Below are 12923 nucleotides of genomic sequence, written 5' to 3'. Positions count from 1 at the left end.
CCTCACGTAAGGGTAGAGTTCGGTGCATGGCCGACCCCCGCACCGCCCCGGCGCCGCCCACGCCGTCCGAGACCCCGCACGAGACTCCCGAGGACCAGCAGTCGGTCCTGCGCGCGCTGCGCTCGCCCCGCAGGCTGAAGACCGAGGTCCTGGCCGGCCTCGTGGTGGGCCTCGCCCTGATCCCCGAGGCCATCGCGTTCGCCCTGATCGCCGGGGTGGACCCGCAGGTCGGCCTCTTCGCCGCCGCCACGATGGCCATCACGATCGCCTTCGTGGGCGGCCGACCCGCCATGATCTCTGCGGCGACCGCGGCCACCGCCCTGGTGGTCGCGCCGCTCGTGAAGTCCCACGGACTGGACCATCTCCTGGCCGCGGTGATCCTGGCCGGCGTGATCCAGGTGCTCCTGGGCCTGCTGGGCGTGGCGAAGCTGATGCGGTTCGTGCCCCGCTCCGTGATGGTCGGCTTCGTGAACGCCCTGGCCATCCTGATCTTCAGCTCCCAGCTCCCGGACCTGATGGGCGTCCCCTGGCTGGTCTACCCGCTGACCGCGCTCGGCCTCGCGATCATCCTGCTGCTGCCACGTGTGTCCACGGCCGTCCCCGCCCCGCTCGTGGCGATCGTGGTGGTCACAGCGATCACCCTCGCCTTCGCCGTCGACGTCCCCACCGTGGGGGACAAGGGGAGGCTTCCGGACTCCCTGCCGACCCTGCTGGTCCCGGCCGTCCCCTTCACGTTCGAGACCCTGCAGGTGATCGCCCCCTATGCGCTCGGCATGGCCGTGGTCGGCCTGCTCGAGTCCCTCATGACCGCCAAGCTCGTCGACGACATCACGGACACGCGCTCCTCCAAGGTCCGCGAGTCCTGGGGCCAGGGCGTGGGCAACATCGTGTCCGGCCTCTTCGGCGGCATGGGGGGCTGCGCGATGATCGGCCAGACCATGATCAACGTGAAGGCCTCCGCCGCACGCACCCGCATCTCCACCTTCATGGCGGGCGTGTTCACACTCATCCTCTCGGTCAGCCTCGGGGACGTCGTGGCGCTGGTGCCCATGGCCGCCCTCGTGGCCGTGATGGTCTTCGTGTCCCTGGCGACCTTCGACTGGCACTCCATCCGCCCGTCCACCCTCGCCTTCATGCCCAAGTCCGAGACCCTCGTGATGCTCGTGACGGTGGTGGCCACCGTTGCCACCCACAACCTTGCCGTGGGCGTCGGCCTCGGCGTGCTCACGGCCATGGTGATGTTCGCCCGCCGGGTGGCGCACCTGGCCACCGTCTCCCGGACGGTGCAGGACGAGGGTGGGGCCGCCGTGGCACGGTACCGGGTGCGCGGAGAGCTGTTCTTCGCCTCCTCCAACGACCTCTACACGCAGTTCGACTACGCAGGGGATCCGGGGCGGGTGGAGATCGACTTCCGCGAGGCGCACCTGTGGGACGCCTCCACCGTCGCGGCCCTGGACGCCATCGAGGAGAAGTACCGCCGCCACGGCACCACGGTTGAGATCACCGGGCTGAACGTGGCCAGCCGGGCCATGCGTGCCCGGATGGCCGGCCGACTGGGCGGCGGCCACTGAACCCGGCCGGCGACTTCCGCGGCGGGGTCGCTCCGGTGAGGCGCGAGGCGCCGGTCTCAGGCCGTCGTCGGAACGTCGAAGCGGCGGGTGCGCGGCCCGTGGGGGTTGCCGTCCGCGCGGGTGAGGACCACGTCCCGCTCGATGCCGCCGCACGCGCGGATCACGCCGGCCGAGGCGTCGTTGTCCGCGCCGCAGGTGACCAGCGCCGAGCCGACGCCGCGCTCGCCGAGCAGCCGCAGCGCCCCGCGGAGCATGCGGGAGGCGTGGCCGCGCCGGCGGAAGCCCGGGCGGACGCAGTAGCCGGTGTGGCCGTTGACGTGGCGCAGGGCGTCGTTGAGCTCCCACCGGATGGACACGCGGCCGATGATGTTCCCGCCCGCATCCTCCGCGACGAGGAAGGACGCAGGGACCCAGCCCTGAAGGACCTCACCGGCGGCCTCGCGGGCGAACTCGGCGCGGATCCGGTCCCACGGCTCCTCGGTGCGGCCCATCAGGACGTCGAAGCCGTCGGCGGAGAGCTCCTCCTGCATCGCCCGCACCGGGGCCTCGTCCTCTGCGCGCAGCGGGCGCAGGGTCAGGCCGTCCACGGTGGTGCTGGGGGAGGGGTCGTGCGGCGTGCTCATGGGCCGAGCCTAGTCACGGCGGCGGGCAGGGAACTCCCAGGCGAGACCCCCGTGACACGGGTCACAGGCCTCACTAGGCTGGGTGGTCAGCCCGCAACGCGGTCGCAGACGCGAACGCCCATGTCAGACCGGCCAGGAGGTGCCCGATGGATCCCGACCGCCTCACGCACGACGCCGCCGCCGACCGCGACGGCGTCCCGAACGACGCCGCCGGAGGGTCCGCGCTCGACTCCCGCCCGGAGATCTCCGGCGAGTCGGACTCGCGCGTCGCCATGACGCCCGACGCCCTCACGATGCTCCGGAAGCTCATCCCCCTCCACGGGGGCCTGATGTTCCACCAGTCCGGCGGCTGCTGCGACGGCTCCTCGCCCATGTGCTACCCCGCCGGGGACTTCAAGACCGGCGGCTCGGACGTCCTGCTCGGCACGTTCGACCTCTCCGCGGCCGAGGACGCCGACGCCCCCGCGGACGGCACCGACCCCGTCCCCGCCGAGGCCGCCGAGGTGCCGTTCTGGATGTCCGCCTCCCAGTTCGAGTACTGGAAGCACACCCACCTCACCCTGGACGTGGTGGACGGCCGGGGCTCCGGCTTCTCCGTGGAGGCGCCCGAGGGCAAGCGCTTCCTCATCCGCTCCCGCCTCCTCGGCCAGGACGCCGCCTGATGAGCCCGACCCTCGCCCTCGGCGCCTATCAGCGTGCGGTGGAGAGGGCCCACGAGTCGCTCTCCACGGCACCGCAGCCGCTGGTCCCGCCCGCCGCCGCCCCCGCAGGCGAAGGCCTGCGCGCCGCCCTCCAGGGCCTGCGCCGCGAGGTCCGCGAGTCCTGGCTGCGCTCCCTGGGGAGCCTCGACGCCCAGCGCCTCCCCGGTGACGCGGACCCCGCCACCCTCTCGGACGCCGACCTCACCGAGGCCCGCTGCGAGCAGCGCATCGCCGCGGCCCTGCCGATCGTCCGCCGCATGCTCGTGGCCCCCGCCGCGGAGGCCGGCCTGCTCGTGGCGATCGGCAACGAGCGCGGCCACCTGCTCTGGGTCGAGGGAGACCGCACCGCGCTGAACCGTGCCGAGGCCATGGGCTTCGTCGCCGGCGCCGACTGGTCCGAGGCGTCCATGGGCACCTCCGCGCCCGGGGTCGTCCTCGCGACCGGCGCCGCCATGCAGGTCAGCGGCGCCGAGCACCTCAGCCGTCGCGTGCATCCCTGGAACTGCTCGGCCGTCCCGCTGACGGACCCGGTGACCGGCCGCCTGGTCGGGGTCATCGACCTCACCGGCGGCGAGGACGCCGTCAGTCCCCTCGCCCTGCCCCTGCTGCAGTCCACCGCGGACACCGTCCACGCCGCCTGGCGGGACCTGCCCGCCCCATCCCGCGGCACCCCGCGGATCTCCGTCCCGACGACGGCTCCGTCGCCCTCTCCGTCCGCCTCACCTGCTCCTCCCGCCGCGGTCGAGCCCCACCGTCACCAGGGCGCGGAGGGGCTGCTGCGCGTCACCGGTCACCTGCCGCCCATGCTCGACGGCGTCGAGCTGACCGGCCGGCACGCCGAGATCCTCACGCTCCTGGCCTGGCACGGCACGGGCCTGACCGGCGCCGAGCTCGAGACGGCCCTGTACCCGGAGGAGGGGGCCGTCGTCGGGAGGAAGAGGGCCGCGAAGGCGGCGGCGGGACGCCGTCCCAAGCCGACCGACGGCGCCGCCCGCGCGATCTCCCTGCGCGCCGAGGTGCACCGGCTGCGGCGGACGCTCCAGGACGCCGAGGCGCCGGTGGAGCTGCTGTCCCGGCCGTATCGCCTGGCCGGGGACGTGCACGCGGACGTGCTGTGCGCCCGCGACGCCCTGCGCCACGGAGACCTGGACCGGGCCCTGCACGCCGCCGCGGGGCCGGTGCTGCCGCGGTCGGAGTCCCCGGGCATCGCCGCCATCCGCGCGGAGCTGGGGGAGGGGCTGCGCGAGGCCGTCGCCGAGGACGCGGACGCCGAGCAGCTCTGGGCCTACCTGGCCCGCCCCGAGGCCCGCGACGACGTCGAGCTGTGGTCCGCCGCCCTGAGGCTGCTGCCGTCCGACTCGCCCCGGCGCGCGGTGGCCGTCTCCACGCTGGAGCGGCTCGAGCGCGAGATCGGCTGACCGGCTCCGCAGGACGCTGCGTTGCAACCTTCGTGCAACGTCTCTGTGACTAGCGTCATACCCATGCACCAGGGCGCCGCCCCGGCGCCGACGCCACCGCAGACGAAGGAGTCAGCACCATGACCGTCTACGCATTCCCCGGAACCGACGGAGCGAAGGTCGAGTTCAAGCCCCGCTACGAGCACTACATCGGCGGCGAGTGGGTGGCCCCGAAGAAGGGCCAGTACTTCGAGAACATCACCCCGGTGACCGGCAAGGCCTTCACCGAGGTCGGCCGCGGCACCGCCGAGGACATCGACGCGGCGATCGACGCCGGCTGGGCCGCCTTCGAGTCCTGGGGCAAGGCCTCCGTGGCCGAGCGCTCCGGGGTCCTGCTGAAGATCGCGGACCGCATGGAGGAGAACCTCGAGATGCTCGCGGTCGCCGAGACGTGGGACAACGGCAAGGCCGTGCGCGAGACCCTCAACGCGGACCTCCCGCTGGCGATCGACCACTTCCGCTACTTCGCCGGCGCGATCCGCGCCCAGGAGGGCGGCCTGTCCCAGATCGACGACGACACCACCGCCTACCACTTCCACGAGCCGCTGGGTGTGGTCGGCCAGATCATCCCCTGGAACTTCCCGCTGCTGATGGGCGTGTGGAAGCTCGCCCCGGCCCTGGCCGCCGGCAACTGCGTGGTCCTCAAGCCGGCCGAGCAGACCCCGGCCTCGATCATGGTCCTGATGGAGCTCATCGGCGACCTGCTCCCGCCGGGCGTGATCAACGTGGTCAACGGCTTCGGCCTCGAGGCCGGCAAGCCGCTCGCCCAGAACCCGCGCATCCGCAAGGTCGCCTTCACCGGCGAGACCACCACCGGCCGCCTGATCATGCAGTACGCGTCCGAGAACATCATCCCCGTGACCCTCGAGCTCGGCGGCAAGTCCCCGAACATCTTCTTCGAGGACGTCATGGCCTCCGACGACGCCTACTGGGACAAGACGCAGGAGGGCTTCACCCTCTTCGCGCTCAACCAGGGCGAGGTCTGCACCTGCCCGTCCCGCGCGCTGGTCCAGGAGTCGATCGCGGACAAGTTCCTCGAGACCGTGGTGGCCCGCACCGAGAAGATCAAGACCGGCAACCCGCTGGACACGGACGTCATGATGGGCGCCCAGGCCTCCAACGACCAGCTGGAGAAGATCCTGTCCTACCTGGACATCGGCCGTCAGGAGGGCGCCGAGGTGCTCACCGGCGGCGGCCAGGCCGAGATGGAGGGCGAGCTCGCCGGCGGCTACTACGTGCAGCCGACCATCTTCCGCGGGGACAACTCCATGCGCATCTTCCAGGAGGAGATCTTCGGGCCGGTCGTCTCCATGACCACGTTCAAGGACTTCGACGACGCCATGGGCATCGCGAACGACACCCTCTACGGCCTCGGCGCCGGCGTGTGGTCCCGCGACGGCAACACCGCCTACCGTGCGGGCCGTGCCATCCAGGCCGGCCGCGTGTGGGTGAACAACTACCACAACTACCCGGCGCACGCGGCGTTCGGCGGCTACAAGGCCTCCGGCATCGGCCGCGAGAACCACAAGATGATGCTCGAGCACTACCAGCAGACCAAGTCCATGCTCGTGTCCTACTCGCCGGACAAGCTCGGCTTCTTCTGAGCCGACCCCACGGACAGGCGCGGCGGCGGCCGCCGGTGAGCGGCCGTCGTCGTGCTCCAGACCACCCCCATCCGGACAACCCCCTCCACAACACCGCACCCACCCAGGAAAGGTGATTCCCCATGACCGCCATGAAGGCAGCAGTCGTCACCCAGTTCGGCAACGAGGCCGAGGTCAAGGAGGTCGAGCGCCCCACGCCCGGCCAGCACCAGGCCCTCGTGAAGCTGATCGCCACCGGCGTCTGCCACACGGACCTGCACGCCATGGAGGGCGACTGGCCGGTCCAGCCGACCCCGCCGTTCATCCCCGGCCACGAGGGCGTCGGCATCGTCGAGGAGGTCGGCCCGGACGTGGAGAACGTCAAGGTCGGCGACATGGTCGGCAACGCCTGGCTCTGGTCCGCCTGCGGCCACTGCCAGTACTGCCGCACCGGTTGGGAGACCCTCTGTGAGGAGCAGCTCAACGGCGGCTACTCCTTCGACGGCTCGTTCGGCGAGTACATGCTCGTGGACGCCCGCTACGCCCCGATCATCCCGGAGGGCTCGGACCCGATGGAGGTCGGCCCGGTCCTCTGCGCCGGCGTGACCGTGTACAAGGGCCTGAAGGAGACCGAGGTGCGGCCCGGCCAGTGGGTCGTGATCTCCGGCATCGGCGGCCTCGGCCACATCGCCGTCCAGTACGCGGTGGCCATGGGCATGCGCGTGGTGGCGGTGGACGTCGCCGACGACAAGCTCAAGCTCGCCGAGCAGCACGGCGCCGAGATCACCGTCAACGCGAACGTGGCCGACCCGTCGGTCGAGATCCAGGAGAAGATCGGCGGCGCCCACGGCGTGCTCGTCACCGCGGTGCACCCGCAGGCGTTCGGCCAGGCGATCGCCATGACCCGCCGCGGCGGCACCATCGTCTTCAACGGCCTGCCCCCGGGAGACTTCCCGGCCCCGATCTTCGACATCGTCCTCAAGGGCCTGACCATCCGCGGCTCGATCGTGGGCACCCGTCAGGACATGGTCGAGGCGCTCGAGTTCTACGCGGCCGGAAAGATCAAGCCGACCTTCCACACCCGCCCGCTCGGCGACATCAACGCGGTGTTCGACGAGATGCGGCACGGCAAGATCGACGGCCGCGTGGTGATCGACTACGCGATGGAGGACTGAGGCCTCCAACGCAACGTCCCAGCGCCCCGATCCGGGTGCAACGGGCCCGGTGCCGACGAGTCGGTGCCGGGCCCGCGGTCGCGTGTGAGCCGGTGACAGGTGGCGTTTTCGCTCGCGAAATGGGGGGCGCTTTCGCTCGCGAAAAGGGAGGCGGGGCTTCTCATTCCGCCGGCGGGAACAGGAAGAGACGGCTTCCCGACGTCGGTCCCGCACCTCGGCCCGTCTCCTCGCCTCCTTGAGTGAGCGCGCTCACCGGCATACTGGTCGGGATCGGTGCCCACCGTCCGCGGACCCCGCCGCGCCGCAACCCGCCCTGCGCCCTGCAGGCCCACCGCTTCGAAGGAGCAGCATGACCGAGCACGTCGCCCCGACCACCCCCGCCGAAGCCGGCACCGAGAACGAGTCCCTGGAGTCGGTCGTCGCCCGCCTGGAGGAGATCTACGTCAACGACCCGGCCGTGAAGGACCACGGCGTGACCCTCGGCGAGGTGTCGGTCGGCCACGTGGAGATGCACCGTGACGTCACCGCGGACATGGTGAACTCCCACAAGATCTGCCACGGCGGCTTCCTCTTCCACCTCGCAGACACCGCCCTGGCCTACTGCGTGGCCACCTTCGGCGCGGCCCCGGTGACCCGCCGTGCGGAGATCACCTACGTGGCCCCGGCGAAGCTCGGCACCCGCCTGACCGCGATCGCCCGTCAGCAGATCGAGTTCGGCCGCGACCGCATGATCGAGGTCCGCATCGAGGCCGACGGCGAGCTCGTCGCCTACTTCACCGGACACTCCACCAGCCCGCGTCCGCGCGCCTGAGCGGTGCGGCCGGTCCGGTGCGGCCGCGCCTGAGCGGCAGGCAACGCGCCTGCGCCGGTTCAGGCGTGGCGCGCGGCCAGGCGCGTGAGCGAGGCGGAGATGCCGCGGGCGTTCTCCTTCTGCAGCCGCAGCAGCTCGTAGGCCTTGGCCTGCCGCTGGCCGACCCACGAGTAGTCGAAGGTCTCGGTGACGTCCGTGGTGCCGTCCCCGTTGTCCCGGAACTCCCAGCGCCAGCGGTGTCCGCCCGGGTGTGCCCACTCGATGAGGCGGCCCGGCTCGGAGCCGGTGACGGTCAGGGGCATCACGTAGGGCACCCGGTACTTCTTCATGTGGACCCTGAACCGGTCGCCCACAGCAAGCCGGTGGGGGCCCTCCACCTGCGGCTTCACGGTGCCGGAGCCGTCCACCTCGTGGTGGCGGTGCGGGTCTGCGAGCAGCGCCCACAGCTCGTCTGCAGCGGCCTTCACGGTCAGCCGATAGGCCACCTGGCGCTCGCCGACCTCCACCCGCTCGGGCCACGCGGCCTGCTTCGCGGCCTGGGGCGGTGCGGTGGTGTTCTCGCCGGTCTCGGGACGGATGTGCTCGCTCATGGGGTCGAGTCTAGGGACTGACGCACGGGCCCGTCGCGGGTCTACGCTGACGACGGAACCCGCCCTCCGGAAGGAGACCACATGACCGCCGTCGAACCGATGTGGAGCATCAGGGTGGGCCGGCACGTCGAGGCGCCGGCGACGGGGGTGAAGGGCCTGGCCGAGCGGGTCGGCACGACGGTGATGGGGCCGCTGGCCATGAGAGTCACGCGGAAGCAGATGGAACGGGAACTGTCACTGATCGCGCAGCGGGCGGGACATCTGGCCGCGGGCGGCGGATGAGTCCTCGTCTGGCGACATGTCCAGCTGGGGAACGAAGGTCTTCGAGAACGACACCGCCACCGACCTCCTGGACGAGGTCCTGGACGGCACCTTCCGCCTGGACGACTACCGGCGCACCATCCGCGCCGAGTCCTCCGACGGCTACATCTCCATGCGCACGGGCGAGCAGCTCCTCGCCATGGGTGCGCTGGTGCGGGTGGCGCGCGGGGACGGGATCGACGCGCTCGACCAGATCGTGGAGCACGCCCAGCTGGGGGAGGGCGCGGAGCTGGACCTGGCCCCCTTCCTGGAGCAGTTCTCCGAGGAGGACATCGACCGGCTGCGCGAGCACATCGGCACGACCCTGCGCGAGCCGGCCGTCTCTGAGCTGTTCGAGCGGTGGGAGGAGTCCGGCGAGCTCGAGCGCTGGCTGGAGCGCTCCCGCGCCGTCGCGCCGTGAGCTGGTGAGCGCTCGGTCCTGAGCACTCGATCCGATCCGGAGTGCGCCAGAGAGGCTCTCGATCGGAACGAAGCCCCGGCGGCGACTCGATCGGAACGAAGCCCCGGCGGAGAGATGGCGGGGGACTGGTCCCGCTGGTGCCGCCGAAGGGTCCCGGCGGCCCGCCTGGCCCCCGCCCTGACGCCCCGACGCCCTGGACCTTCGAGGTTGCCGGGGCGTCGTCGTGCCTCGGCGTCAGCGCGCGTAGCGCGTGAGCCGCAGGGAGTTCAGCACCACCAGCACGGAGGAGGCGGCCATCGCCCCGCCGGCGATCATCGGGTTGAGCAGGCCCAGTGCCGCCACCGGGATGCCGAGCGTGTTGTAGGCGAACGCCCAGAACAGGTTCATGCGGATCACGCCGAGCGTCTTCCGGGACAGCTCCAGTGACTGCACCACCTGCCGCAGGTCCGACCCCATCACGGTGATCGCCGCGGCCTCGCGCGCCACATCGGTGCCCGAGCCCATCGCGATGCCCACGTCCGCCAGGGCCAGCGCCGGGGCGTCGTTGACGCCGTCGCCCACCATCCCGACGACGGCTCCCTCGCCCTGCAGAGACCGGACCACCTCGACCTTGGCCTCCGGCCGGACACCGGCCACCACGTCCTCCGGGTCGATCCCGACCTCGGCGGCGACGGCCTTGGCGACCGCGGCGTTGTCCCCGGTGACGAGCATCGGACGCAGGCCCATGGCCTTGAGGTCAGCGATGGCTGCGGCGGAGGACTCCTTCACGGTGTCCTGCACGGCCACGAAGCCGGCCAGCTCGCCGTCCACGGCCACCCAGACGGCCGTCGACCCGGACTCTTCGGCCGCGGCGAACCGGGCTTCGGCCTCGGGGGAGAACGGGCGGGTGACGTGCTGGAGGATGAGGTCGCCGCGGCCGACCGCCACGTGCTGGGACGCGGGGGCGGCAGTGCCCTGCCCGGCAGTCTGCTGCCCTGCGACGTGGTGCGCGGACCCCGCCGGGGCCTGGCCGTCGAACACCACGCGACCGCTCACGCCGCCGCCGGCCGAGGAAGCGAAGTCCTCCACGGCGGGCAGCTGCAGTCCGTGCTCCGCGGCGCCTTCCACGATCGCCTTGGCGATCGGATGCTCCGAGCCGTGCTCCACCGCTGCGGCGAGGGTGAGCAGGGCCGCCTGGGCCGGGGTCAGCGCCCGGCGGGCGTCGTGGCGGGGGCGGGTGCCGTCGTCGGGAAGGGGGTCCGACCGAACGAACCCGACGGTTTCCCGAACGAAAGCGTCCGGCGACTCGACGTTTCCCCGAACGAAAACGCCCCGGCCGTCGCCGTCACCGCCGTCGTCGGGCAGGGGCACGACCTGCGTCAGCCGCATGCGTCCCTCGGTGACGGTGCCGGTCTTGTCCAGGACGATCGTGTCCACGGTGCGGGAGTCCTCGAGGACCTCGGGCCCGCGGATGAGGATGCCCAGCTGCGAGGCCCTTCCCGTTCCGGCCAGCAGCCCCACGGGCGTCGCCAGGCCCAGCGCGCACGGGCACGCGATCACCAGCACGGCCACAGAGGCCCGCAGCGCCGAGGCCACGTCTCCGCCGGTCATCAGCAGCCACACCACCAGGGTGACCGCGGCGATCGCCATGACGATCGGCACGAACACCGCGGAGATGCGGTCCGCCAGCCGGGCGACCTTCGCCTTGCCGGCCTGTGCCTCGGCCACCAGGCGTCCCATCTGGGCGAGCGTGGTGTCCGCGCCGGTGCGCACGGCCCGCGCCACCAGCCGCCCGGTGACGTTCACGGTGGCGCCGGTGAGCTCGTCGCCGGGTCCGACCTCCACCGGCACGGACTCGCCCGTCAGCAGCGAGGCGTCCACGGCGGAGGCCCCCTCGACCACCACGGCGTCCGTCGGGACCTTCTCGCCGGGGCGGATCAGCACCGTGTCGCCCGGGGCCAAGGACTCCGCCGGCACCACCTGCTCGGTCCGCGTGGCCGGGTCCCACAGCGTCGCCTGCGCGGCGCCGAGGTCCAGCAGCGTCCGCAGCGCCTGCCCGGCCCGGCGCTTCGCGCGCGCCTCGAGCCAACGGCCCAGCAGCAGGAACGTGGTGATGACCGCCGCGGTCTCGAAGTAGAGGCTGTGGTCCGCCATCTCGGCCATCGTGTGGCCCACGTGTGCGGTCATCTGCGGGTGCAGGAGCAGCTCGATCGTCGAGTAGCCCCAGGACACCAGCACGCCCACGGACACCAGCGTGTCCATGGTGGACGATCCGTGCCGGGCGGTGCGCGCGGCGGCCGCATGGAAGGGCCAGGCGGCGTAGAACACCACGGGCGCGGAGAGGGCGAGCGCCACCCAGCCCCAGTGCGGGAACTGCGCGGCAGGGACCATCGAGGCCACCACGGTCGGCACGGTCAGCAGCGCCGCCACCACCAGCCGCCGCAGCAGCGTGTCCGGGGCGTGCGCATCGGTGGCGCCGGACGCGGGGTCGGCAGGGGAGCCGGCGGGTGTGCCGCCGTCCGGGTCGGCCGGGTCCGTCCCGTCGTCGGGACGGCGGGTGCCGTGCTTCCCGACGACGGCCGGGGCCTTCTCCTGCACGCTCGCCCCGTAGCCGGCCGCCTCCACGGCGGCGATCAGCTCCGCGTCCGAGACGGACTCGGGTGCGGTGACGGCGGCCTGCTCCAGCGGCAGGTTCACCGTCGCCGAGACCCCGTCCACCTTGCCCAGCTTGCGCTCCACCCGGCGCACGCAGGACGCGCACGTCATGCCCGTGACGTCGAGGGTCACGGTGCGGGTGGGCGCCGGCGGCTCCTGCGCGTGCGCGTCCGCCGGGTCGCGCGGTGCCGGGGCGGTGTCGTGTGACGCCTGAGGTGAGGCCATAGCCGAGGTCCCCGCCGAGGCGGGGCGGCCGTCGTCGGGAAGGGGGGAGGGGCCGGTGGGCATCAGGCGGACACGACCTCGTAGCCGGCCTCCTCGACCGCGGCGCGCAGGTCGGCGGGGTCTAGGGGCTGGTCGGAGGTGACGGTGGCGGTGGAGACGCCGCCGGGGACGAGGTCGACGTCCACGGCGGTGACCGCCGGCAGCTCGGAGATCTCCTCGGTGACGGAGGCGACGCAGTGGTCGCAGGTCAGGCCGGTCATCGTCAGTGCGGTGGTGGTCATGTGGGGCTCCTTCTCTCTCGTTGTCGGTTGACTTGGGGCCGGTCCTGGGGTCCTCGACGGGCCCGAACTCAACCCAAAGCGCAGAGGGGGGTGGGTGCTTCAGCGCAGGAGGCGGCCGATCGCGGCGGTGGCCTCGGCGACCTTCGCGTCCACGATGTCGGCGCGGCCGGTGTGGTCGGCCTGCACGGCGGCCTCGGCCACGCAGTGCCGCAGGTGGTCCTGCACCAGGGCGAGGCTCACGGACTGCAGGGACGTCGTGGCCGCCGAGACCTGGGTGAGGATGTCGATGCAGTAAACGTCCTCGTCCACCATGCGCTGCAGCCCGCGGATCTGGCCTTCGATACGGCGCAGGCGTTTGAGGTACGCCTCCTTCTGCTCGCCGTAGCCGTGGGTGTGGCCGGGGACGGCATGCCCCTCCGCGTCGTCGCAACAGCTGGTCACGGTGCTCTCCATACCCTCTTTTCTATACCCCCTAGGGGTATGCATGCAACGTGTTCGGCCTCTCAGCCGGACCGCTGCGGGACGCCCCACACCCCGGGTGCGGGACAATG

13 protein-coding genes are annotated in these 12923 nt (G+C 72.2%); 8 read left to right on the top strand and 5 right to left on the bottom strand.

Annotated elements, in window-relative coordinates; all coding sequences use genetic code 11:
- Window positions 1-26: 26 nt before the first annotated feature.
- Complete coding sequence (locus CEQ11_RS00550) at window positions 27-1571, top strand: SulP family inorganic anion transporter (RefSeq protein ID WP_088477386.1); 1545 nt, start codon at window positions 27-29, stop codon at window positions 1569-1571.
- Between the two features lie 56 nt (window positions 1572-1627).
- Here CEQ11_RS00550 and CEQ11_RS00545 read toward each other — a convergent pair whose 3' ends face one another.
- A complete protein-coding gene (locus CEQ11_RS00545; protein WP_088477385.1) occupies window positions 1628-2194 on the bottom strand; it encodes a GNAT family N-acetyltransferase in 567 nt (188 codons plus the stop codon).
- Window positions 2195-2340: 146 nt separating this feature from the next.
- On the opposite strand from CEQ11_RS00545, the gene CEQ11_RS00540 reads away from it, so the two are divergent.
- From CEQ11_RS00540 to CEQ11_RS00520, 5 genes are all read left to right on the top strand, one after another.
- On the top strand, window positions 2341-2856 hold the full coding sequence (locus tag CEQ11_RS00540) for a DUF779 domain-containing protein (RefSeq protein WP_088477384.1): 516 nt from the start codon (window positions 2341-2343) through the stop codon (window positions 2854-2856).
- On the top strand, window positions 2856-4313 hold the full coding sequence (locus CEQ11_RS00535; RefSeq protein WP_088477383.1) for a GAF domain-containing protein: 1458 nt from the start codon (window positions 2856-2858) through the stop codon (window positions 4311-4313). The genes CEQ11_RS00540 and CEQ11_RS00535 overlap by 1 nt, the downstream gene beginning before the upstream one ends.
- A gap of 119 nt (window positions 4314-4432) precedes the next feature.
- A complete protein-coding gene (adh, locus tag CEQ11_RS00530) occupies window positions 4433-5956 on the top strand; it encodes an aldehyde dehydrogenase (protein ID WP_088477382.1) in 1524 nt (507 codons plus the stop codon).
- A 122-nt stretch (window positions 5957-6078) separates the two neighbouring features.
- The gene (gene adhP / locus CEQ11_RS00525; RefSeq protein WP_088477381.1) at window positions 6079-7110 is read left to right on the top strand and encodes an alcohol dehydrogenase AdhP; all 1032 of its coding nucleotides are present in this window, start codon (window positions 6079-6081) and stop codon (window positions 7108-7110) included.
- 349 nt (window positions 7111-7459) lie between these two features.
- Entirely contained in the window at window positions 7460-7921 is a 462-nt protein-coding gene (locus CEQ11_RS00520; protein ID WP_088477380.1) for a hotdog fold thioesterase, read from the top strand.
- A gap of 59 nt (window positions 7922-7980) precedes the next feature.
- Here CEQ11_RS00520 and CEQ11_RS00515 read toward each other — a convergent pair whose 3' ends face one another.
- The gene (locus CEQ11_RS00515; protein WP_088477379.1) at window positions 7981-8511 is read right to left on the bottom strand and encodes an SRPBCC family protein; all 531 of its coding nucleotides are present in this window, start codon (window positions 8509-8511) and stop codon (window positions 7981-7983) included.
- Window positions 8512-8592: 81 nt separating this feature from the next.
- On the opposite strand from CEQ11_RS00515, the gene CEQ11_RS00510 reads away from it, so the two are divergent.
- Window positions 8593-8793 (top strand): hypothetical protein, encoded by a 201-nt coding sequence (locus tag CEQ11_RS00510; RefSeq protein WP_088477378.1) that lies wholly within the window; start codon window positions 8593-8595, stop codon window positions 8791-8793.
- Window positions 8794-8809: 16 nt separating this feature from the next.
- The gene (locus CEQ11_RS00505; protein ID WP_088477377.1) at window positions 8810-9232 is read left to right on the top strand and encodes a DUF4259 domain-containing protein; all 423 of its coding nucleotides are present in this window, start codon (window positions 8810-8812) and stop codon (window positions 9230-9232) included.
- A 234-nt stretch (window positions 9233-9466) separates the two neighbouring features.
- On the opposite strand, the gene CEQ11_RS00500 is transcribed toward CEQ11_RS00505, so the two are convergent.
- The 3 genes from CEQ11_RS00500 to CEQ11_RS00490 all read right to left on the bottom strand — a co-directional run bounded on the left by CEQ11_RS00500 (window position 9467) and on the right by CEQ11_RS00490 (window position 12825).
- Window positions 9467-12091, bottom strand: coding sequence for a cation-translocating P-type ATPase (locus CEQ11_RS00500; protein WP_088477376.1), 2625 nt, complete (start codon window positions 12089-12091; stop codon window positions 9467-9469).
- A gap of 62 nt (window positions 12092-12153) precedes the next feature.
- Window positions 12154-12372 (bottom strand): heavy-metal-associated domain-containing protein, encoded by a 219-nt coding sequence (locus CEQ11_RS00495; RefSeq protein WP_088477375.1) that lies wholly within the window; start codon window positions 12370-12372, stop codon window positions 12154-12156.
- 99 nt (window positions 12373-12471) lie between these two features.
- On the bottom strand, window positions 12472-12825 hold the full coding sequence (locus tag CEQ11_RS00490) for a metal-sensitive transcriptional regulator (protein ID WP_088477374.1): 354 nt from the start codon (window positions 12823-12825) through the stop codon (window positions 12472-12474).
- Between the last annotated feature and the right edge of the window lie 98 nt (window positions 12826-12923).

This window comes from Micrococcus sp. FDAARGOS_333, assembly GCF_002206575.2.
Taxonomy (GTDB): Bacteria; Actinomycetota; Actinomycetes; order Actinomycetales; family Micrococcaceae; genus Micrococcus; species Micrococcus lylae.
This window is presented reverse-complemented; position numbering and strand designations above follow the sequence as displayed.